At 37.1% G+C, this 21,568-nt stretch carries 20 protein-coding genes; 11 read left to right on the top strand and 9 right to left on the bottom strand.

Features of this window, described 5'->3' with window-relative positions; all coding sequences use genetic code 11:
• The first annotated feature begins 20 nt into the window (after window positions 1–20).
• Window positions 21–617 carry an AAA family ATPase gene (locus KHA97_RS19010; protein ID WP_213126326.1) on the top strand — a complete coding sequence of 199 codons (597 nt, stop codon included), beginning with the start codon at window positions 21–23 and terminating at the stop codon, window positions 615–617.
• A gap of 193 nt (window positions 618–810) precedes the next feature.
• Here KHA97_RS19010 and KHA97_RS19005 read toward each other — a convergent pair whose 3' ends face one another.
• From KHA97_RS19005 to KHA97_RS18995, 3 genes are all read right to left on the bottom strand, one after another.
• A complete protein-coding gene (locus KHA97_RS19005; protein WP_213126325.1) occupies window positions 811–2,040 on the bottom strand; it encodes a quaternary amine ABC transporter ATP-binding protein in 1,230 nt (409 codons plus the stop codon).
• Complete coding sequence (locus KHA97_RS19000) at window positions 2,037–2,924, bottom strand: ABC transporter permease (RefSeq protein ID WP_325167502.1); 888 nt, start codon at window positions 2,922–2,924, stop codon at window positions 2,037–2,039. The genes KHA97_RS19005 and KHA97_RS19000 overlap by 4 nt, the downstream gene beginning before the upstream one ends.
• Window positions 2,925–3,017: 93 nt before the next feature.
• Entirely contained in the window at window positions 3,018–4,013 is a 996-nt protein-coding gene (locus KHA97_RS18995) for an ABC transporter substrate-binding protein (RefSeq protein ID WP_213126324.1), read from the bottom strand.
• A 585-nt stretch (window positions 4,014–4,598) separates the two neighbouring features.
• On the opposite strand from KHA97_RS18995, the gene KHA97_RS18990 reads away from it, so the two are divergent.
• Window positions 4,599–4,754, top strand: a complete 156-nt coding sequence (locus tag KHA97_RS18990) for a hypothetical protein (protein WP_213126323.1) — start codon at window positions 4,599–4,601, stop codon at window positions 4,752–4,754.
• 44 nt (window positions 4,755–4,798) lie between these two features.
• Here the strand turns inward: KHA97_RS18990 and KHA97_RS18985 are convergent, their stop codons facing one another.
• Together KHA97_RS18985 and KHA97_RS18980 are read right to left on the bottom strand one after the other, a co-directional pair.
• Entirely contained in the window at window positions 4,799–5,545 is a 747-nt protein-coding gene (locus KHA97_RS18985) for a hypothetical protein (RefSeq protein WP_213126322.1), read from the bottom strand.
• A 135-nt stretch (window positions 5,546–5,680) separates the two neighbouring features.
• Entirely contained in the window at window positions 5,681–6,562 is an 882-nt protein-coding gene (locus KHA97_RS18980) for a LysR family transcriptional regulator (RefSeq protein ID WP_213126321.1), read from the bottom strand.
• Window positions 6,563–6,691: 129 nt separating this feature from the next.
• On the opposite strand from KHA97_RS18980, the gene KHA97_RS18975 reads away from it, so the two are divergent.
• The 4 genes from KHA97_RS18975 to KHA97_RS18960 all read left to right on the top strand — a co-directional run bounded on the left by KHA97_RS18975 (window position 6,692) and on the right by KHA97_RS18960 (window position 10,918).
• Window positions 6,692–7,375, top strand: coding sequence for a CoA transferase subunit A (locus KHA97_RS18975; protein ID WP_233713670.1), 684 nt, complete (start codon window positions 6,692–6,694; stop codon window positions 7,373–7,375).
• Between the two features lie 131 nt (window positions 7,376–7,506).
• On the top strand, window positions 7,507–8,160 hold the full coding sequence (locus KHA97_RS18970; protein ID WP_213126484.1) for a CoA transferase subunit B: 654 nt from the start codon (window positions 7,507–7,509) through the stop codon (window positions 8,158–8,160).
• The gene (locus tag KHA97_RS18965) at window positions 8,161–9,345 is read left to right on the top strand and encodes an acetyl-CoA C-acetyltransferase (protein WP_213126319.1); all 1,185 of its coding nucleotides are present in this window, start codon (window positions 8,161–8,163) and stop codon (window positions 9,343–9,345) included.
• 133 nt (window positions 9,346–9,478) lie between these two features.
• Window positions 9,479–10,918 carry a short-chain fatty acid transporter gene (locus KHA97_RS18960; protein ID WP_213126318.1) on the top strand — a complete coding sequence of 480 codons (1,440 nt, stop codon included), beginning with the start codon at window positions 9,479–9,481 and terminating at the stop codon, window positions 10,916–10,918.
• Between the two features lie 59 nt (window positions 10,919–10,977).
• Here KHA97_RS18960 and KHA97_RS18955 read toward each other — a convergent pair whose 3' ends face one another.
• The 4 genes from KHA97_RS18955 to KHA97_RS18940 form a co-directional block, all read right to left on the bottom strand.
• Entirely contained in the window at window positions 10,978–12,192 is a 1,215-nt protein-coding gene (locus KHA97_RS18955) for an MFS transporter (RefSeq protein WP_213126317.1), read from the bottom strand.
• Window positions 12,193–12,425: 233 nt separating this feature from the next.
• Complete coding sequence (locus KHA97_RS18950) at window positions 12,426–12,914, bottom strand: DinB family protein (protein WP_213126316.1); 489 nt, start codon at window positions 12,912–12,914, stop codon at window positions 12,426–12,428.
• Between the two features lie 34 nt (window positions 12,915–12,948).
• Entirely contained in the window at window positions 12,949–13,128 is a 180-nt protein-coding gene (locus KHA97_RS24530; protein WP_325167501.1) for a GNAT family N-acetyltransferase, read from the bottom strand.
• Between the two features lie 245 nt (window positions 13,129–13,373).
• Complete coding sequence (locus tag KHA97_RS18940) at window positions 13,374–14,027, bottom strand: pyridoxine/pyridoxamine 5'-phosphate oxidase (RefSeq protein WP_213126315.1); 654 nt, start codon at window positions 14,025–14,027, stop codon at window positions 13,374–13,376.
• 201 nt (window positions 14,028–14,228) lie between these two features.
• Here KHA97_RS18940 and KHA97_RS18935 point away from each other — a divergent pair, with 201 nt between their 5' ends.
• The 5 genes from KHA97_RS18935 to KHA97_RS18915 are packed head-to-tail and all read left to right on the top strand — an operon-like array spanning window position 14,229 to window position 21,548.
• Entirely contained in the window at window positions 14,229–15,860 is a 1,632-nt protein-coding gene (locus KHA97_RS18935) for a diguanylate cyclase (protein WP_213126314.1), read from the top strand.
• Window positions 15,861–16,910, top strand: a complete 1,050-nt coding sequence (locus KHA97_RS18930; protein ID WP_213126313.1) for a HEAT repeat domain-containing protein — start codon at window positions 15,861–15,863, stop codon at window positions 16,908–16,910. It abuts the gene before it with no gap.
• A complete protein-coding gene (locus tag KHA97_RS18925) occupies window positions 16,910–18,310 on the top strand; it encodes a glycosyltransferase family 2 protein (RefSeq protein WP_233713629.1) in 1,401 nt (466 codons plus the stop codon). The genes KHA97_RS18930 and KHA97_RS18925 overlap by 1 nt, the downstream gene beginning before the upstream one ends.
• A 23-nt stretch (window positions 18,311–18,333) precedes the next feature.
• Window positions 18,334–18,693 carry a response regulator transcription factor gene (locus KHA97_RS18920; protein WP_213126312.1) on the top strand — a complete coding sequence of 120 codons (360 nt, stop codon included), beginning with the start codon at window positions 18,334–18,336 and terminating at the stop codon, window positions 18,691–18,693.
• A complete protein-coding gene (locus KHA97_RS18915; protein WP_213126311.1) occupies window positions 18,690–21,548 on the top strand; it encodes an ATP-binding protein in 2,859 nt (952 codons plus the stop codon). Before KHA97_RS18920 ends, KHA97_RS18915 begins: the two co-directional genes overlap by 4 nt.
• Window positions 21,549–21,568: the final 20 nt, after the last annotated feature.

Below are 21,568 nucleotides of genomic sequence, written 5' to 3'. Positions count from 1 at the left end.
TGGCAAAAGGAGTGGCGTTTTTGATTATATGGATTAACGGAACTTTTGGTTCGGGAAAGTCAACTACTGCATATGAATTGCAACGTAGAATAAAGAACTCACATGTATATGATCCTGAGAGATTTGGCTATGTTTTGATGAGAAATGTTCCTAGGGAGATAGCAAAAGGTGATTTTCAAGATTATCCGTTGTGGCGTGAAGCAAACTATAAGCTGTTAAAACAAATCGCCGAACAATATTCAGGAGTCATTATTGTACCGATGACGCTTACGAATGAGGTTTATTTCAACCAAATCGTTGGACGTTTAAGATTAGATGGAATTGAAATAAGGCATTTTACTTTATCCGCTTCGAAGGAAACAATTGAAAAAAGACTTAAGAAAAGACTTGAAGGAAAAAATTCATGGGCACACAAACAAATGGCAGAACGACTCGAAAGTTTATCGAAGGATCTTTTTCAGGAACACCTATATACAGACACCATGTCAATTGATGAGGTCGTAGAAACGATTGCCCGGAAATCGAATATTCCCTTAATGCCGGACAGCAGAACAAATATTAAAAAGACTATTGATAGACTGTCAACAGGGATAAAAGAGTTTGGGATATTTAAATAAACGTGTTCATCGTGACCTTACTTTCGAATAAAACGACAAAAAGGGCACATTGAAGCGTTCATCGTGACCGTTCCTTTGAAAAGATCGACGAAGAGGTAACGATACTTTCCTCTTCGTTACCAATCCATCGATAAAAAAGAAAAAACGGGCACAATTGACTCGTTAGAGTCTCGTGCCCGTCCCCTGCATTCTTCTATACACTTACGGTTTCTTCATCTTCCGCCCCATTCTCATCACCATTACCGTTCTCGCTAATCAAACTTGCCAACACATGCACTCTTAAAATAATCCCTTTTATATGTCTTTCTTCATCGACGACAACAATTGGATATTTGGATTCGAGTGCTTTTGGAATAATATCTTGCACATACTCAGCAGGTTCTACTGTGTTGACGTCCAAGTCCAAAACTTCTTGTAATGTTTTCTTTTGTTTTAATCCTTCAATCGCACCATCAATTGTCACGAGTCCTTGCAGCTTACGCTCTCGATCGACGACAAAGGCACTGGAAATTCCATTTTCTCGCATCACCTTAACCGCTACGTTCAATCCATCTTTTAACGAAACTAATCCGAATGGCTTCACCATAATGTGTTCAGCTTGAAGAATTTTAGAGCGATCGATGTCTTTTATAAATTCAGAAATATATTCGTTAGCAGGCTGCTCTAAAATCTCTTCCGGAGTTCCGATTTGTTCGACGAACCCATCTTTCATGACTGCGACGCGATCACCAATTTTAAACGCCTCATTTACATCATGTGTAATAAAAATGATCGTTTTCTTCAGCCTATTTTGAATATCAAGAAGCTCTAGCTGCATTTCTCTGCGTATTAATGGGTCCAGCGCGCTGAATGGCTCATCCATTAATAAAATATCAGGGTCATTCGCAAGTGCCCTTGCAATGCCGACTCGTTGCTGCATTCCGCCAGAAAGTTCATCGGGATACTTATCCTCATAACCTTTCAACCCAACAACTTCTAAATGTTTTTGTGCAATTTCCCTGCGCTTTTCTTTCTCTAAACCTCGCACTTCCAATCCATATTCAATATTTCCGAGCACTGTACGGTGACTGAAAAGGCCAAAATGCTGGAACACCATTGCAATTTTATTTTGTCGATAGTTTTTTAACTGCTGTGCATTATATTCAACGATATTTTCTCCATCCACATAAATGGCACCTGCCGTAGGTCGATTCAACATATTCAAGCATCGGATCAATGTAGATTTCCCACTTCCAGAAAGTCCCATAATTACAAAGGTTTCTCCTTCCATAATTTCCATGGATGCATTGTAAACGCCTACGGTATGCCCTGTTTTTTCTAAAATCTCACTTTTAGATTTGCCCTTTTCTATTAATGGAATTATCTTTTTTGGTCTTTTTCCAAATATTTTTGATACATTTTCAAGTTTCATTTTAACAGTCATTTGTCTTCCCTCCTATGCTTCTGAAGACGTTCAGCAATTCCACCTGTTATTCGATCTATAATGATCGCTAAGAAGACGATGCTGATTCCTGCTTCAAAACCTAAGGTGATATCAGTACGATTTATCGCATATAAAACGCGTTCACCAAGTCCTTGCGCCCCAACCATTGAACCAACCACAGCCATGGCAAGTGCCATCATTGTCGTTTGGTTAATACCTGCCATCATCGTCGGCAGTGCTTGGGGAAGCTGAACTTTGACTAACATTTGCATCGTTGAAGATCCGAATGACTGTGCCGATTCAACAACTTCCTTATTAACATTTCGTATTCCAAGTTCCGTTAAACGACTAACAGGTGGGAGTGCATAAATTACTGTTGCAATCACAGCCGGAACGTTTCCAAGTGGGAAAAAGAAGATTACAGGAATTAGATATACAAAGCTTGGCATTGTCTGCATTGCATCCAGTATAGGTCGCATTGCCGCCGATAACACTTTATTAAACGCCATTAAAATTCCAAGTGGGATTCCGATTATTAAAGAAAGCAGGACGGAGATTAATATGATCGCGACAGTCGTCATCATTTCCGGCCATAGATTGAAAGATCCAACTAAAAAAATGAAAAATGAAAATAATAACCCGCCATATAAATTCGTAAAATACCATCCAAGTAGAAAGATAATGATAATAAAAACCCACCATGGAATTACAAGTAAAGCTGTTTCTAGTCCTTTAATCGATGTGGATGCGATAACAAAAATAAAATCAAAAAATGCTTTGAAATTATCTGCTAAAAAATCAATAAACGTTTCTACACCTTGACCAATTGGTATACGAATATCAGGAAATTCACCCATAATCACAGGCTGCAATGGAGCAGCCAATCCAACACCCTTCTATTAAATTTAAAAATATGCCTTTAAAAAAGAGGAGAACTGCATTCCTATGCAGTTCTTTCCTCAAAACTTACGAATCTCTTACTTTAAAGCTTTTTTTACTTTATCGGCTACATCTTCAGGAACCCATTTAGTCCAAACATCTTCATGTTCATTCATCCACCACTTTGCAGCTTCGTCAGCCTCTGCATCATTTTCTTCCATATAATTGAGTGCATCTTCTGTCAGTTCATTGCTTGTTTTATAGTTTTGTAAAAACTCATAAACTTCCTTTGCCTGCGTTGGGAAATCTTTATGAACCGCAACGACCACATCATTCGGAGGAAACTCTGTTCCTTTATTTTCCTCCCATACTGCTCCATCATATGGATTATCTTCCAATAGTGTTAAGTCATATCCTGCTGTCACCCATGTAGGCGACCAGTAATATCCAACCCAAGGTTCACCTTTTTTATATGCCCCTGCAAGTGACGCAACAATAGCCGAATCCGAGCCCGGAGCCAAGTAATTATATGTTTCATCTAATCCATATGTTTTTATTTTTGTTTCCAAATGTTCACTTACTACCCAGCTCGAAGGAGCACCAACAATCCGTCCCTTACTCGGATCTTCAGGATCTTTAAAAATCTCTGGATATTTTGCTAAGTCTTCTACTGTTTTTAAATCAGGAGCAATTGGCTCAATTCCCCGCTCTGCATCCCCCTCAATCACATACGTTGGGACGTACAAACCTTGGGCGTTATCATCAAAATTCGTTGAAGCTTTAATGATACTCCCTTTTTCAATTGCTTTATCATATACTTCCTTAATGTTGTCAGTCCATAATTCCATATAAACATTGATATCGCCTTGCTCCAGCGCCTGAACTGTTGCTGCAGTTGTACCGACCGTTACATCCGTGTCGTATCCATATCCATCCTCTATAATAAGCTGCGCGATGCTGTTGTGGACACGAATGCTATCCCATCCCGCATCGGCAAATTTTATTACTTTAATGCTATCTTTACTTGCTCCACTGCTACATGCAGCAAGCAAAAATAGCATACTAGTAAACAATAAAATATAAAATTTACGCATGACAAATAAACCTCTCTTTTTCTCATATTTTTTGTTGAACATGTAAGCAGGCAATTATTAAGAATAAACATTACAGCTTTAAGGTAGGAGCAATCTGAAGAAAATGGTTTGATGTCTAGAGTAGTTGAACAGCAGCCTATAAATAATGGTACGGGGATTTTGAAATCATTACAAACGACTATTTGTAGTGTATAAGAGTATATACCTTGATTGAGTAACCTCTGGCCATGTTATAAATACTTTTCATTAAAATTACTTTCATATCCTTCCTTAACATCGTTTTTACTGCTGTATACCCTAGAAAAGAAATCATAAACATTAAATATGATGTTGTACTTTACATATGCGACAATATTTTTTTCCGTGAAACTTTATTTAATCTTCCATGTATGTTTATTTTAACCATTGTCTATACTTTTGCTACATAGGCATTAAGTTTTTCCAAATTTTTAAATGAATTTTTTAAGCAAATAATAATACTTGAGCTAAGTTTCATGCTATAATAATTAAAAATTATTTAATAAACTTTATATAAGATTTTTGTTTATCACTCTCACAAAGATAAAAAGGAAGGCGTGAAATGGTATGACTGCAGAAAATCTGGATAAGCAAACGATAACTGTTAATTCATCCATCTCCTTAAAAGGAATTGTGAAAGCTATTTTCAAAGATAATATTCATGTCCAAATTGGTGGAAAAGTGATTTCTTTGCCTCTATCCAATAAAGACATCGCAAAATAATACAGAAAAAGTATACAGCTAAAAAGGTGATGCCGATAGGGGCATCACCTTTCTTGTTTTTTGAAGTCTTTCTTTTCGGGATCCATCAACATAGTTAATGATTGGTCATTTCCATGCATTAACCTGTATACATACGCAGACGTCAGCTTGAATCCATTTTCAATTCTTTCAGCTAAATAGCTGGCACGTTCAAATAAAACTGAGCGAAGATGATTTATTTCTCTTAACATTTTTTCCGTTAATGCCTCTTGATTTTCTAGTCTGCTAGATACTTGCCCCTGAATCTCCTTTTGTTCCGAAAGTTCGTCCTTCATATGTTTTTGTAATTCCATCTGCTCTTTCATCTTTAACGTAAGTTGTTCATTGGCCGATTCTGATTTTTTCAAACGATTGAGGATTTCGCCATTCATTTCTATTAATTTCCTCATCTGTTTCAGCCATTCTTGCTTTAAAGCAAATTCATCTTCTTTCTCTTTAGCACTTTTATCATTCAGTTTCGAAAGCCATTCAATTACATCACCTTCGAATTTTTCGTGTTTTAAGTGAATATCTCGCAGTTCATCCAGTTGGTTTCCGATTTCAGTCCACTGATCTGTATTTGTCTTTCCTTGTTGTTCATATAAAATTTTTAAATCGAGGAAGGAATGAGTTAATGCCTCATTTGCTTCTCTCTGTTGTATAATCAAGTCTGACAAGTAGTCTGCCTTAAAAATCTTTTGATTCGGCGCTTGGATCTTTTTATTATTTTTAAAAACCTCTGGATGTTCACTATTATTAATAAATAAGCCCACTCCGCTTTCACCCCTTTTGTGCATGGATTGTATTATCCTATGCGCTGGGTGTTTGGAGTGGGTACAATATTCAGGTTTTCATGTAGGAATTTTTACCGTTCCCTCAAAAAATTAAATGCTATTTTTCAAAGCTTACTAACTCCTACCAGTAGAAAAAAGTCCCAGAAACTTTCTCAAAGCAAACGAATGATAGGCTCCTTTTTTTGTTACTAAGCCTAAATTCCATAGAAGAGTAGGTGATTCTAACGGAATCGTTTTGATAGTTGGGTTACCTTGCCTTTCAAAAAGGATTTTGGGTAATAAGGTTATTCCAAGTTTGGAAGCGACCAGCTCTAAAATTAGATCCCACTGTGAACTCTTATAAGAAATGGACGGGTTAAATCCCGCTGCTTTACATGCATTAATAATAAAATTATGTAAGGTGAAATTTTTTGAAAAAATAATAAATTGTTCGTCTTTTAATTCATGTAACGCAACAGATTCTCTTATGGCAAGCGGGTGTTCACGATGAATACACAATACAAATTCATCACTGAAAAAAGGGTAAATATTAAAAATAGATTCGTCAACTGGCAGAACAATTAATCCAAGGTCAATCTTTCCTTCTTCAACAAGCTGCTCGATCAATTTTGCTCCCAGTTCTACAAGTTCAAGTCTCACATTCGGATATTTCTCTTTGAAAGTACTAGCAATATGCGGAAGAAAAAGTGTTCCAATGAGCGGTGGTATTCCAAATTTTATTTCTCCCACTGCTACATCAACTAACTCCTTCAACAAATTATGCATTTCATTCAAGGATGAAAAGGCTAGTTGCCCTTGTTTGTATACTATTTTTCCAGCATCAGTCAATTGAAGATCCCGTGATGAACGATCAAAAAGTTCAACTTGTAATTCTTGTTCCAACTTTTTCACTGCCTTGCTTAACGAAGGCTGTGATATATATGTATTCTCCGCTGCTTTCGTGAAACTTCGGTGATTTGCTACTTCAATAAAAGACTTTATATCACGGAGCTCCATGTAAAAAATCTCCCTATTATTCTAATTTAGAATAAAATGCATTCCAATTATGAATTTTACATATATTCAAACAAAATGTAAACTCTTACATGATAAACAGCATGAGGAGGTAATGATGTGAGCAAAGTGATGAATACTGCTTTGGAAGCGATTTCAGATATTCAAAACGGTGCAACACTTATTGTTGGCGGATTTGGTTTATGCGGCATACCTGAGAAGACGATTGAAGCACTTCGTCAACAAGGGACAAAAGACCTTACAGTTTACAGTAATAATTGCGGTATAGATGATTGGGGGCTCGGCCTTCTGTTAGCAAATAAACAGATTAAAAAGATGATTGCCTCGTATGTTGGTGAAAATAAAATTTTTGAACATCAATATTTAAGCGGCGAACTTGAAGTAGAGCTGACTCCACAAGGAACTCTTGCTGAGCGTATGAGAGCTGGAGGAGCAGGAATCCCTGGTTTTTATACCGCAACTGGTGTCGGGACGCCAATTGCAGAAGGAAAAGAAACAAAGGTATTTAACGGAAAAACATATTTACTTGAAGAAGGAATCGTTGGGGATTTTGCCCTAGTAAAAGCATGGAAAGCTGATACTCTCGGAAACCTAATATACCGAAAAACATCTCGCAACTTTAACCCCCTTGCGGCAATGGCAGGCAAAATCACGATTGCAGAAGTTGAGGAAATTGTCGAGCCAGGCGAACTGAATCCGGATGAAATCCATACACCAGGCATTTATGTACAACGCCTAATCGTGGGAACAGATTATCAAAAACGAATTGAACGCAGGACAGTGACCAAGGCGTAAAAAAAAGACACGAATGTATTGATATCTCCGTTAAGTCTACAAAGACTTTGACGAGAAAATTAAAATGAACTTCTCAGAAATACGAAAAATAAATGACTGCTTTCCCAAGACATATGAAGGAGCGGATGATGATGAGGGATACGCGTTTAACAATTGTGAAACGAGCGGTACAAGAAATTAAAGATGGTATGAATGTGAATTTGGGCATTGGGATGCCGACACTTGTGGCCAACGAAATACCAGCTGATTTTAACGTCTTATTGCAATCAGAAAACGGCTTACTTGGTATCGGTCCCTATCCGGTGGAAGGCGAAGAAGATCCAGATTTAATTAATGCTGGTAAAGAAACAATTACGACGGTTCCGGGCTCCTCATTTTTTGATAGTGCCGAGTCTTTTGCTATGATTCGCGGTGGACATATCGACCTAGCCATACTTGGTGGCATGGAAGTCTCAGAAAATGGGGATCTAGCAAACTGGATGATTCCAGGAAAAATGGTCAAAGGAATGGGCGGCGCAATGGACCTTGTAAATGGAGCCAAACGTGTCGTTGTCGTGATGGAACATGTAAATAAATACGGTGAACCAAAAATAAAAAAAGAATGTTCCTTGCCACTCACTGGTACAGGAGTTGTACACCGTTTAATTACGGATTTGGCTGTATTCGATTTCACTGAAAACGGCATGGTACTAATGGAGGTGGCAGAAGGTGTAACGGTCGATGAAGTAAAAGAGAAAACAGAAGCAAGCTTTACAGTTTTACCTGAACTCGAGGAGGTGAAATAAATGGTCAAAACAGTCATTGTTGAAGGTGCCCGTACTCCATTTGGAAAATTTGGCGGTGCCCTCTCTTCTTTAACAGCAGCAGAGCTAGGTGGAATCGCAATGAAAGAAGCGATGCAACGTGCAGAAGTAAGTCCTGAAGATTTAGATGAAGTCATTTTTGGAAATGTACTTCAAGCGGGCCAAGGGCAAATTCCATCACGTCAAGCAGCACGAAAAGCAGGTATTCCGTGGAATATTAAAACGGAAACAGTTAATAAAGTATGTGCTTCCGGCCTTCGAAGTGTTACATTAGCGGATCAAATTATTCGTGCCGGTGACGAAGAGATCATTTTAGCAGGCGGAATGGAATCGATGTCGAATGCACCTTATGCAATGTTTAAAGCAAGATGGGGTTTGCGAATGGGTGATACACCAATGGTTGATTTAATGATTCACGATGGTTTATCATGCAGCTTTACTGGTGTTCACATGGGCACCTACGGAAATAGGACAGCGGCAGAGCTTGACCTTACGCGCGAAGAACAGGACTTATGGGCAGTGCGCAGCCACGAGCGGGCCCTTACTGCTATTGAAAACGGAACGATATCGGAAGAAATTGTCGCAGTAGAAGTACCACAGCGAAAAGGCGAGCCAATCGTGGTTGACACAGATGAAGCCCCGCGTAAAGACACAACAAAGGATGTACTTGCGAAATTACGTCCTGCATTCGGCGAAGAAGGCACCATTACAGCTGGAAATGCTCCTGGAGTAAATGACGGAGCGGCGGCTCTCGTGTTGATGAGTGATAAACATGCAGAAAAAGAAGGAAAAAGCGTACTCGCAACAATTATCTCTCATGCTGAAGTAGCAGTGGAAGCAGAGAATTTCCCCCAAACACCGGGTCTTGTAATAAATGAACTTTTAAAGAAAACGGGTAAATCCGTCGAAGATATCGATTTGTTTGAAATTAACGAAGCATTTGCGGCTGTTGCCCTTGCTAGCAATAAAATAGCCAATATCGATCCAGAAAAAGTGAATGTAAATGGTGGTGCCGTTGCATTCGGACATCCGATTGGGGCAAGCGGTGCACGCATTATTCTTACACTTGCCTATGAATTACGCCGGCGTGGAGGTGGTGTCGGTATTGCCGCAATTTGCTCAGGCAGCGGACAAGGTGATGCGATTATGATTGAAGTAAAGAAATAAGAACAAAAGCGCAAGCGCCTACCCATCAATGTACAAACTTCAAGCCTTTTAACTTATTGAAATCATACTATGAAAAATATTATCTAGTTTATTCGAAAAATAAAACCATATTTGAATGGAAGGCGTGTGTTATATGGAGGTAAAAAAAGTACATGAAGAGCAAAAAAGACTGTCAGTAAATGAAAAGCAAGAGGGTCTTTTAGCCCGCATGGGTTTTTCACTAGCAAATTGGAGTGAAAAGTGGTTCCCAGATGCCTATATATTTGCTGCGGTTGCAGTTGTTTTGATTGCAATTATTGCCTTATTAATGGGAAGGACACCTGTCGAAATTGGGGTCGACTTTGGAACTCACTATTGGGATCTGATTCCTTTTACAATGCAAATGGCCTTTATCATTATTACAGGTTATGTAGTAGCTTCCTCTAAACCAGTTCATAAACTAATTATAAAGCTTGCTGAAATTCCTAAAACAGGAAAAAGTGCAGTAGCATTTGTAGCTTTTTTTTCCATGTTTACATCTCTCTTAAGCTGGGGCTTTAGCTTAGTGTTTAGTGGTATCCTAATTAAGGAAATTAGTAGCCGGGTAAAAGGGGTCGACTACCGAGCATTGGGGGCGGCAGGATTCCTTGGACTTGGTAGTGTTTGGGCATTAGGACTTTCCTCTTCAGCAGCTTTGTTAATGGCAACGAAAGCTTCCATTCCTGCCGAATTATACGAAATTAGTGGTACAATCTCAATGTCACAAACCATTTTTACTTGGCAAAACTTGGTCATGATCGTTGTTCTTATCGCCTTATCTGTATGGATTGCTTATGTATCTGCCCCGAATAAAGACAAAGCGAAAACAGCTGAAATGGCTGGGATTGATTATGGGAGAATTGGATCTCTCGAGGAAAGGAAGAAAGCTCAAAGGCCAGGAGAATGGTTAGAATATAGCCCAATCTTAAATCTCTTATTAGTTGCTATCGGATTAATTTATATAATAAATGTGATTTCTAAAACAGGAGCAATCGCCGCACTTAATCTTAATAATTATAATTTTATGCTATTAATGATTGGATTACTATTACATTGGACACCTAGAAATTTCTTAAACTCAGTCTCTAATTCAGTGCCAGCTATTGGGGGTGTTCTCATTCAATTTCCTCTATATGCAGGGATTTTCGGAATCTTAATGAACTCCGGACTGAATGATATATTGGTGAAATTCTTTCTTTCCATTTCAACTGAAAATACATTTCCACTCGTCTCGGGAGTCTATTCAGCTATACTAGGGCTTTTCCTTCCTTCAGGCGGTGGAAAGTGGATCGTGGAAGCACCATACTTACTCGAAGCTGCAAAAGAATTAAATGTTAGCATGGCCTGGATTGTACAAGTATACAATGCCTCTGAAGCACTTCCTAACATGGTTAATCCGTTCTTTATGTTACCTTTACTAGGTGTCTTAGGCGTTAAAGCTAAAGATCTCGCTGGATATTCTATGTTGCAATTGATTTTCCACGCTCCAGTGGTACTTTTCTTAGTTTGGATATTAGCAAAAACAATGCCGTATGTAGCTCCAATATTTCAGTAATTAAAATGGGGTTGTTCTATAAGTTTCAAAAACTTAAAGAACAACCTCTTTCATGTAACTCATTCCAATTCGATTTGTTTTGTTTCTTTACCTAAAAATATGACTGCAAGTACGCCAATAACTATAGCGATGCAGAAAATCCCGAAAACAATGCCAATATCAATTTTTGCTGCAACAAGAGAACCTACTAATAACGGTCCCAACACCCCACCTACTCGACCGGCCGCTGCAGCCATTCCTGTTCCCGTCGCGCGGATGATGGTCGGATATTGCTCGGGTGTATATGCGTAAAGTGCTCCCCAAGCTCCTAAGTTAAAAAATGATAAGAATATCCCTGAGATGAGAAGTACCACTGTGGTATCAGCATTTCCAAATATTAATGCACTAAGAGCAGTTCCGAGTAAATACGTAGCAAGCACGAATTTTCTCCCTACCTTTTCAATAATCCAGGCGGCAGAAAAATAACCAGGAAGCTGTGCGATTGTCATAATAAGGACATATTCGAAACTTTTGATTAGACTGAAGCCTTTCATCACCATCACACTCGGAAGCCATAAGAACATGCCATAGTATGAAAATACAACCATAAACCAAACAACCCACAACATAATGGTAGCTTTTGCATATTTTTTGGACCAGACATTACGCATGTTTTGCCCAATCGATTGCGTCAATTCTTTTTTAGCTGAAAACTGCGGTGAGTCTGGCAGCTTCAAACGCAAGTAAATAGCATAAAATGCCGGCAAAGCTGTTAAAATAAGTGCTACTCTCCAGCCATATTCAGGGATGACAAAATAGGATATTAATGCTGCCACTAACCATCCAACGGCCCAAAAACTTTCTAAAAGAACAACAACACGTCCGCGCTCCTTCGCTTCAACACTTTCAGAAACTAAAGTTGATGCAACTGGAAGTTCTCCTCCAAGTCCGGCACCGACGAAGAAACGCAAAATCATAAATGCTACCAATGTTGTTGTAAAGGCAGACAATCCACTTGCTAATGAAAAGATGATCAACGTTAGCATGAAGACATTTTTTCGTCCAATCTTGTCAGCGATGCTTCCAAATACTAACGCACCAACCACCATACCGATTGAATTTATACTGCCAATCCAACCCATTTCGCTAGGTGTCAAATTCCAATCTATCGCAAGTGCTGCAATGACAAATGATAAGATTCCTACGTCCATTGCATCGAATGCCCAACCAAGACCAGCAATCCCAAGTAGTTTATTTCTTGAAATAGTAGAGTGAGATTTTGTTAACTTTACCATCATCCATACCCCTGTCTTTACATATGTAAGTTATATACTTCACAAATGAATATACACCTCTAAAGACGATGTGGCAATAGAAACTTTTCCTCTGAATAAGGAAAGTACATCCTAAAAAAGGCTCCTCCCCTTGGTATATCTCAGTTGATGTCAAATTTATGAACGTGAAACTTTTAACAAAAATATTTACAATTAAAAAAAGGGCGCTTAGCAGGCCCTTTGAATTGATATCTTTATTTTTTTTGAGGTATAGGTGCAAGACCTCGCCCTATCAAATTGGCGGATACAGGTTTTATACCTAATTCCCTAGCCCAAATGGACAATTGACCAATATGGTGAATTTCATGAGCGATCACATGTCTCATAACTTCGCCCCACGTATCTGTAACAATTCGTCCGTCTGGCAATGTATCGTGAAGCAAGTTATTCTCCATACTCTCATCCCAATTTAGTACAAACTCTTCCACTTCAGGTTTAAATTTTGCATCAAGCTCCCTTACCCTTTTTAAGCTATTAAATTCTTCAAAATTCTCCTGAAAATCCGATTTTCCTTGAAGTACTCTAATCCAGCTCCACTCTACATCAACAATATGGAAAAGCGTTTCCAATATTCCTCCTACTCCACCAGTTCTTTTAAGAAGCAGTTCCTCTTCAGCAATCTCTTCACACAAACGATACGAATCTTCCCTGACCTGCCAATTGTAATGGAACAATGTTTGCATAGATATCCCTCCATTTAAAATTTCGATAATGAGGCTACTTATTATATTTCATGCCGATTGCAAATTCTTTAAACCCAATATTTTCATAGTAGGAAGCATTATTATGTTCGCTAAACAATTCAATATGTATATTTGCTTTTTGGTATTCCTCAACTAACTTTCGCATGATTTCGTTCCCTGTTCCTTTACGACGATAATCCGGATGAACGATCAAACCGCATATATAGCATTAATAACTCCATCCGATATAACGCGCCCGGTGCCTATTAATCGATCTTCATCATAAGCCTATATGACTAACCAACTTTGAATTATCGCTCGGTGTAAATCTCCTTTCGGAAGCTTCAAGAAATCATTCCAGCCATCAAAATCGTATAACCTGTATAATTCTTCAACGTTGGGGATCTGGTTTGAATATTTGATTTTCATTTAATTCTCCTTGGTTTCAAGTTTCCACATTTACGGCCATAAGAGTTCAGGTACCCATTGATTTTCATGAAGTCGGTATTTTAATCTAATATGTTTACGATCTACGTTCCCTTGCCAAAATTCAACTTGATTTGCTTGCACACAATAAAGTTTCCATTGCGAATAGATCAAATCCGGGGTTTCTTTCACGTCCTCAAGTTTTTCTATTAATGCCTGATCTAATATTTCGCGATTCAAAAGAGAATTGCTTTGTTTTCCAATTAACGCACCAGCACGTGCAACTTCACTTCTTTCTAAAAAATCTGTAGCACTCCTTTCCCTTCCCATGTCGATGGCGGTGCCTCGTATACGAACCTGTTTTCCGAGTGCTGGCCAATAAAAGGTTAAGGCAACCTTTGCTACTTCGGATATTTGTTTTCCTTTACTACTTTCAGCACTAGTGGCAAAATACCATCCATTTTCATCAATATTTTTTAAAATTAAGACCCGAGCATCTGGATTACCTTCGCTATCAACAGTAGAAATTGTCATAGCGTGAGGTTCTGGAACCTCATTACGAATTGCTATGTGCAGCCATTCTAGAAATAACTCGTGTGGAGTTTCAGGTACATCGTTTGTATTAAAATCGTCTAATGAACCTTTCAATACTTTAAGATTTCTCAGGAGAACTTTTACATTTTCCATAATTTCTCTTTCCTTTCATTATCTTAAAATAATCTTACAATCCCTTCTAACGACCTAAATCCTTTTACCTAACTTTATACAACTGAAACAAATCGCTAGGGTTTTCCTAAAATTTCCTAGATAATAAGTGAAAGAAATTAAAAACAAAGAACATTATGATATTAATCATAATATAAAAAACGCTAGGAGTAGATAGTAAATATGCTACATTTTGATAAATACTACTCTCTTATGAAAGAGCGAATTCGCAATACATTCCAGCAATGGATGAGTAGAGATGAAATTACAGAAAAAGAAATCTACTTATTTCTCCATACTATAAAAGGGACCGCTGGAACGATTGGTTTGGAACAGATCTCCAATATCGCTAGTGAAAAGTTAAAACACGTATCAGAATCTAGCTTAGATGAGTGGGAAACAGAAAAATGGATAAGTTTCATGGAAGAATTATTTCAAATCGCAATAGATGAATCCTCAGCTCCAAAGATTGTTATCGCTGATGAGGTAAACAAGAAAACCGATGATAAAATGATAGATAAAACCATTTTGCTTATTGATGAAGATGTGGACTTTATTACATTGATTAAGGACGAGATCGAAACTCAAGGATTTCACGTGATGATCGCCTTGAATATTGATAGAGGGCTTGAGCTATTTTATACTTTAATGCCAAACTTTGTCATGCTGGATTTCAATATCCAGCAAACTCATGAAACTTCCATCTTAAAAAAAATGGTTTCTGTAGCTAGAAAATCTTTTACGCCAATTGTCATCGTAAGTAAAGAAAATACTCTTGAAAACCGAATCATGGCCTATTCTATCGGAGCGACTGATTTTATTTCAAAGCCCATTCATAATGAGTTATTCATCCCATTTATTCTCAATCGAATGAATACACAGCAGGAAATACAACAAGCTGTCATTATTGATGAATTGACAGGTGTTTATAATCGAAACCATTTGATGGGCACTTTGGAACAAGCTTTGAAATCATTCATTCGAAACCAACGTATCTTCTCCATTTGTATCCTTGATGTTGATCAATTTAAACAAATTAATCAACAGTATGGTCATCTATTTGGTGATGAAATATTAAAAACATTAGCTACTACGATAATCCAGTCAAAGCGAGAATCAGACTTACTATTTCGAATTGCCGGAGATCAATTTTTACTTTACATGCCTGATACGAATGCAGAAAAAGCAATGTTATTGATTAATCGTATTTCGACGACCTTTAACGAAAAGAAGTTTGAATACGGGAACGATACATTTTCTGCTACTTTCTCTTCAGGCATTGTTGATGCAAATGAAAAAAACAGTGAAAAAGACGACATTTTGGACGAAGCGAATAAAGCCTTAAGGGAAAGTAAAGCAAATGGTCGTAATAAAGCCACCATTTATTCTCAGCATTATAAATCTTCGATAATCAAAAAATTACACTTTATTATAGTAGACGATGATTATATGGTGAGAACGATTCTAGAAAAGAGCCTTACCTCTGTCGTATTCGACCGTAATATAGCTGTGATTGTTCACTCTTTTGAAGATGGAACACAATTTTTAAACTCACACTGGTATGACGAAAATGACAAATATATTATTTTATTGGATGGAATTATGCCGAAAATGGATGGGATTGAAATATTAACTAAAATTAGAAATGATTATCCTGACCAAAACATTGTTATTTCCATGTTATCGGCACGGTCAGGTGAGAAAAACATTATACAAGCACTAGAAAAAGGAGCAGACGATTATATGCTGAAGCCTTTTAATATTCCAGAGGTTGTCGCAAGATTAGGGCGCCTCGTTCAAAGGATGCTGTTGTAAATGAATACAACGGTTCTCTTCTATATCATGTTGATTATTGCAGCTGCTCAACTGCTCATCATCTGTTACTTAATAATTAGAAAGTACAAGAATAATAGGTATCAGCTGTATGCAAATAAAAAATATGAAACTCTCATGCCTATTTATCTTGAATATGTAATGGCAAGTTCAGAGCATGATATCGAAGAAATGGTGAAGCGGAATGATGATTTAGCCATCATTGAGAAAATCCTTATCAGTTATTTACGAAATGTTAATAGAAATGACGACATTATTCGTATCAAGCATTTGGCAGCCTTATTATTTACCGAAAAATATAGAAGAGCATTGCGAAGTCGAAAATGGTCTACAAGAATGAACACTTTATCGTTAATTGAGATTTTTAAACTAGAAGCATTTATCCACCCGCTATTAGAAAAAATAAACAACACGAACAAGATGGACGAAGAAATAATTCAAACGATGAAGACTGTTGCTTCACTGCAGGAATTAGGATTAATCGATTTTTTAGTGAAAAAAGACGGAATCCCTGAAAGAGTATTATTTGATATTTTGATTCGTTATGAAGTAATGCATATCGATTCAATCATTAAAATAATTTCAAATTCACATGATGAACGTATCCTCCGTGCTCTCATACAGGTAATAAGTAGCCATCATTACCAAAACGCATTCCCATTTGTGCGCCAGCATTTATTAAGCAAAGATGGAGAAACGAGATTAAGAGTATTGCAGGCCTTTGAAGAGATGCACCAATTGGTAGATCCGAGTGAAATTGCTCCTTTTCTTTCTTCACCAATATGGCAGGAGCGTATGCTGGCGGTGAAAATATGTGCAAAATGTAAACTCAATCGTTTTAAGCCTATGTTAAATCAATTAATAGGTGATCAAGTTTGGTGGGTGCGTTATTACGCCGGTCAAGCTATTAGTCTGTTGCAAGACGGGGAACTGTTACTTCAGTTTATTGCCGAACAACATCCAGATCGTTATGCAAGGGATATGGCTAAGCAATGGATGTCAACACTGGATGGGAGGAACCAAATAGACTAATGGAAAAAGTAATTTATTTTTTGACTATATTAGTAACGATTTATATGATGTCCGTGGGATTTAGTTATATATTATTGTTTCTCATTGCAATCAAAAAAGTAGAAAAAGAGAAAGATTTAAATAAGGATCTTTATACGAATGAGCTTAAAGACAAACAAAGAACCTATCCAGTTTCCATCATTGTACCTGCTTATAATGAAGAACTGGGAGTAACAAGTACAGTACGTTCATTATTATCGTTGAACTATCCCGATTTTGAAGTCATCGTTGTTGATGACGGTTCTTCTGATCGAACAGCAGAAGCCATGATTGACACCTTTCAAATGAAAAGGATTTATCCTGCGATTCGAACACATCTTGAAACAAAGGAAATTCTGGCTGTCTATCAATCCACTATTTTTGATGATGTTATACTTGTTAGAAAACGAAATGGCGGAAAAGCGGATGCATTAAATGCAGGGATAAATGTTTCTAAATATCCATATTTTTGTGCGATTGATGGGGATTCCATACTAGAATCTGACTCATTAATAAAAACGATGAAGCCCATAGTAGAGTCAAATGGGTCGGTCATTGTAGCGGGTGGAAGTATTCGCATCGCCAATGGTTGCAAAATATCAAAAAGTAAAGTTGAAGAAATTAACCTACCCAAACAACCTATTGTCATCATGCAAATTATCGAATATTTCCGTGGTTTCTTAATTGGCCGCATTGGATTAAGCCGCCTTAATATTCTCCTCATCATATCCGGTGCTTTTGGCATTTTTAATAAAGACCGCGTGATAAGAGCTGGCGGATATAATACTCGTACTCTCGGTGAAGATATGGAGCTTGTCGTCAGAATTCATCGGCTGTTACAGGAAGAAAAGTCGAAGGAACGTATTGAGTATATACCTGATCCAGTTTGCTGGACAGAAGCTCCGTCCACATTTAGCGTCCTTCATCGCCAACGTCTACGCTGGCAAAGAGGTTTAGCCGAGACATTGTTCATTCATAGAAAAATGATCTTTAACCCTAAATATAAAGGAATTGGAATGATTTCTTTACCCTACTTTCTTATTGTTGAATTATGTAGTGGATTAATAGAAGCTCTTGGCTATTTGATCATTATTTTCGGTTTGCTTTTTTCTTTTATTGATACGAAAATTGCCCTGTTTATGTTTGGGGTTACCATTATCTATGGATCTCTTATTTCAGTCTTGTCTGTTCTTTTGGAAGAATGGACTTTTCATAAATATCCAAAAATCTCCCATTTATTGAAATTATATGTTTGGGCACTTACAGAAAGCTTCTGGTATCGTCCCCTTTTACTAGGTGCAAAAATAGAAGGAATGTTCTCTGCATTTAAAAAGAAAAAGACATGGGGCGAAATGGAGCGAAAAGGAATTTCAACCGATTAATCAACTGAGAGGTGTGTCTCATTATGAAAAAAATACTTGTAGTGGATGATGAAGAGATTTTAAGAATGTTAATTGTCGATACATTGGAAGATTTGGATTTTATCATTCACGAAGCCCCAGATGGTTTGGCGGCTCTAGAACAACTACAAAAAGAGAACTATGATCTAATGATTTTAGATTATATGATGCCCTCTATGACAGGCATAGAAGTTCTGACTCATATCCCCTCTGCAGTCAGGGAGAAAATGAAAGTTTTAATGCTGACGGCAAAAACACAAGAAAAAGACAAACAGGAAATGCTGAAGGCTGGAACAGATTTTTTTATGGCAAAGCCTTTTAGTCCTCTAGATTTAATGTCGGTTGTCGAGGAGATCCTTCAATGAATAGACACAATCAAGGCATTCGCAAAGATTCATTAAGACTAATCCTCATCATTTCTGGAATCATGATTTTTTTATCCATTCTTTTAGGTTTGTATATTGATAATCTTCAAGATAAATTAATGGATGATCAAGAGTACCTTGAAAAAAAAACGACGGTTGCGGATGAATTAGGTGATTCTTTATATGAGGTTCTCCTTCGAGCTCGTGGTTATTTTGCTTTCAAAAATGATTATGAACTTGTTTTGTTAAATGACCATTTAGATAGTTTAGAGGAACAGATTAATCAATTGTCCAAAATGGCAGTAGATCAAGAGGAACGCAATTTAGCCTTGGAATTAGAAACTTTTTATCAAAAATTTCGTTTTGAAATACTACCAAGAGGAATAGAGCTTGCAAATGCCAATGATTACAATGCTCTGCAAAAATCATCACAAGGTGAAGCCGGTGATTTAATAAATGAATTTTTGTTGAGAATTAAAACGTATAAAGATGAGAATATTAGCAAAGTAAAAAATGCTAATGAAGAAATAATGAAAAAATCAAATAGCTATACTCTTACAGCAGCCTTTTTGTTTAGTCTAGGATTTATCGCATTGTCTATTGCCATGTGGATTATCTTAAATCGAATTATTAAACCTATTGAAGAATTGGATGCAGCTTCACAACAATTAACTTTAGGTAAACCAATTTCTTTTACATCCAAAGTAAACCCCAAAAATGAAATTGGTAAGTTAATGAATTCCTTCTCGGAAATGGCAATAACTTTACAATCCAAAGAAGAAGAGCTGATGACACAAAACGAAGAACTGCATGCCCAGCAGCTTGAGCTTGAAGAACATCAACAAAAATTACAAACGTCCTTAACTCTACAAGAGAAAACAACAAATCGTCTTGAACGCTTAAATAAGCTAAACCATGATTTAACTTTTACATTAGACCAACAAAAACTTATTAACTCTATCCAGCAGTATTTACAGGATTTATATCCTTTTGATGCGAGCATTTTTTGGACTACCGATGAAAAAATCTATGCATCGCATGGGTTGTCGGAAGAAACAGTAAAACGTATTGTACACAAAAATGCTGTTATAAATAAAGCACGATTAAAACAAGAAAGAGCATATGTAATTACACGCACTATAACAAATGAAGAAATGGGAATTGCTGAACAACCTTTTTATGCCTACGACTTGTATAGTGGAGTATTTGATTCAAATGATGAATTACTAGCTGTTTTTTGTGCGACAAGATTAGGGATACCTATTCACGAAGACGAAATTGAAGAATTAATTGGTATTCTTCAGCGGGTCTCTCTCTCAATCGGACGAATATTAGTATTTAAGCAGATAGAAAGTTCCCGTAAGCTAAATCAGGATATTGTAAACCATGTAAATGAAGGAATACAGTTCGTTGACATGAATGGAACGATGATTCAATTTAATGAAAAATTAATCGATATACTTCAGACGAATTGGTCGCATAACAAGGAAATTCCCGTTCACGAGTGGATGGAAACTTTCATTGATATCGCTGATAACAAAGAGGAACTAGAGGAATTTTTTAATGAAGCCATGTCAGAAAAAACAACAGAAGTAATGAATGTATGTTATTCCATTAATCAAGGGAAGGAAACATTCCTAAATGTCTATGCATCTCCAGTGTGTAGGAATAATGAAAGAGTCGGAACTATTTTCGTACACCGTGATATTACAAAAGAGCATGAAGTAGATCAGATGAAATCAGAATTGGTGAGCACTGTCAGCCATGAACTCCGTACTCCTTTATCAAGTGTACTTGGATTTACAGAATTATTGCTCAACAAAAAAATCACCCCTGAGCGTCAGCACAAATATCTTTCTACGATTCAAAAAGAAGCTCAGCGTCTGACAAATTTAATTAATAATTTTCTCGATATTCAACGTATGGAATCTGGTAAACAACAATACGAAATGGCGAATTGCCGAATGGGTGAGATCACTCTCGATGTGATTAGTCAGTTTATCCATGAGAAAAAACATTCCATCTATCTTGTTGATGAATCAGTGAATGATTTTATACTTTGTGATAAAGAGCGTTTAGTTCAAGTATTAACTAATTTAGTAAGCAACGCTATTAAGTTTTCTCCAGATGGAGGAACTGTAGAAGTTACGTTAAGAAACAATCATAACAATCTTGTCATATCCGTTAGAGATGAAGGATTAGGTATTTCTGAAAAAGATATTCATACACTGTTTCAGAAGTTTAAACGCATCGATAATAGTGAACGAAGAAAAATAGGCGGTACGGGTTTGGGACTTGCTATTTCCAAGGAAATTATCGAACAGCACGGAGGAAAAATCTGGATTGAGTCCAAAGAAAGGAAAGGTACCACCGTATTTATCACATTACCAGTAGTCGAGCGCCAAACTGAACAAAAGGATGAATTCGAACCGAATTATACTGGTCTGAATGTTATTATGGTTGAAGATGATTCGAGTATTGCCCTCCTTTTATCAGATGAATTAAAAAGGAAAGGATTTAATGTTATCCATCATTATAATCCAAAAATGGCCTATCAAGAAGCTCTAAAATTGCCGCTTGTTGGCTTTGTCATTGATTTAATGTTAGGGGATGACATGAATGGCTGGGATCTCATCAGGAAATTAAAGAGTACAGATAAAACCAAAAATATACCTATTATCATTTCCTCTGCTCTTGATATAGATGAAAAAAATATGAAACTATATAAAATAGAAAAATATTTAACAAAACCGTATCCTCCTGGCCAGCTATCTGAAGCCATTGATGCCATTGTTAATGCCAGCATCTCTGGAGGTAAAGGGGAAGTTCTTTTTCCAAAATTGGATAGTGAGTAGGATAACAAACAACCACAAGT

Source organism: Lederbergia citri (assembly GCF_018343625.1).
GTDB lineage: Bacteria > Bacillota > Bacilli > Bacillales > Bacillaceae_C > Lederbergia > Lederbergia citri.
The sequence above is the reverse complement of the archived record's forward strand: the minus strand, read 5'-3'. Positions and strand labels throughout refer to the sequence as shown.

What these genes read in the sequence shown, in the direction of transcription:
- KHA97_RS19005 (WP_213126325.1), bottom strand. Translation starts at nt 2,040, where the DNA reads ATGACTGTTAAAATGAAACTTGAAAATGTATCAAAAATATTTGGAAAA.
- KHA97_RS18995 (WP_213126324.1), bottom strand. Translation starts at nt 4,013, where the DNA reads ATGCGTAAATTTTATATTTTATTGTTTACTAGTATGCTATTTTTGCTT.
- KHA97_RS18990 (WP_213126323.1), top strand. Translation starts at nt 4,599, where the DNA reads ATGACTGCAGAAAATCTGGATAAGCAAACGATAACTGTTAATTCATCC.
- KHA97_RS18980 (WP_213126321.1), bottom strand. Translation starts at nt 6,562, where the DNA reads ATGGAGCTCCGTGATATAAAGTCTTTTATTGAAGTAGCAAATCACCGA.
- KHA97_RS18975 (WP_233713670.1), top strand. Translation starts at nt 6,692, where the DNA reads ATGAATACTGCTTTGGAAGCGATTTCAGATATTCAAAACGGTGCAACA.
- KHA97_RS18970 (WP_213126484.1), top strand. Translation starts at nt 7,507, where the DNA reads ATGAGGGATACGCGTTTAACAATTGTGAAACGAGCGGTACAAGAAATT.
- KHA97_RS18965 (WP_213126319.1), top strand. Translation starts at nt 8,161, where the DNA reads ATGGTCAAAACAGTCATTGTTGAAGGTGCCCGTACTCCATTTGGAAAA.
- KHA97_RS18960 (WP_213126318.1), top strand. Translation starts at nt 9,479, where the DNA reads ATGGAGGTAAAAAAAGTACATGAAGAGCAAAAAAGACTGTCAGTAAAT.
- KHA97_RS18955 (WP_213126317.1), bottom strand. Translation starts at nt 12,192, where the DNA reads ATGGTAAAGTTAACAAAATCTCACTCTACTATTTCAAGAAATAAACTA.
- KHA97_RS18950 (WP_213126316.1), bottom strand. Translation starts at nt 12,914, where the DNA reads ATGCAAACATTGTTCCATTACAATTGGCAGGTCAGGGAAGATTCGTAT.
- KHA97_RS18940 (WP_213126315.1), bottom strand. Translation starts at nt 14,027, where the DNA reads ATGGAAAATGTAAAAGTTCTCCTGAGAAATCTTAAAGTATTGAAAGGT.
- KHA97_RS18935 (WP_213126314.1), top strand. Translation starts at nt 14,229, where the DNA reads ATGCTACATTTTGATAAATACTACTCTCTTATGAAAGAGCGAATTCGC.
- KHA97_RS18930 (WP_213126313.1), top strand. Translation starts at nt 15,861, where the DNA reads ATGAATACAACGGTTCTCTTCTATATCATGTTGATTATTGCAGCTGCT.
- KHA97_RS18925 (WP_233713629.1), top strand. Translation starts at nt 16,910, where the DNA reads ATGGAAAAAGTAATTTATTTTTTGACTATATTAGTAACGATTTATATG.
- KHA97_RS18920 (WP_213126312.1), top strand. Translation starts at nt 18,334, where the DNA reads ATGAAAAAAATACTTGTAGTGGATGATGAAGAGATTTTAAGAATGTTA.
- KHA97_RS18915 (WP_213126311.1), top strand. Translation starts at nt 18,690, where the DNA reads ATGAATAGACACAATCAAGGCATTCGCAAAGATTCATTAAGACTAATC.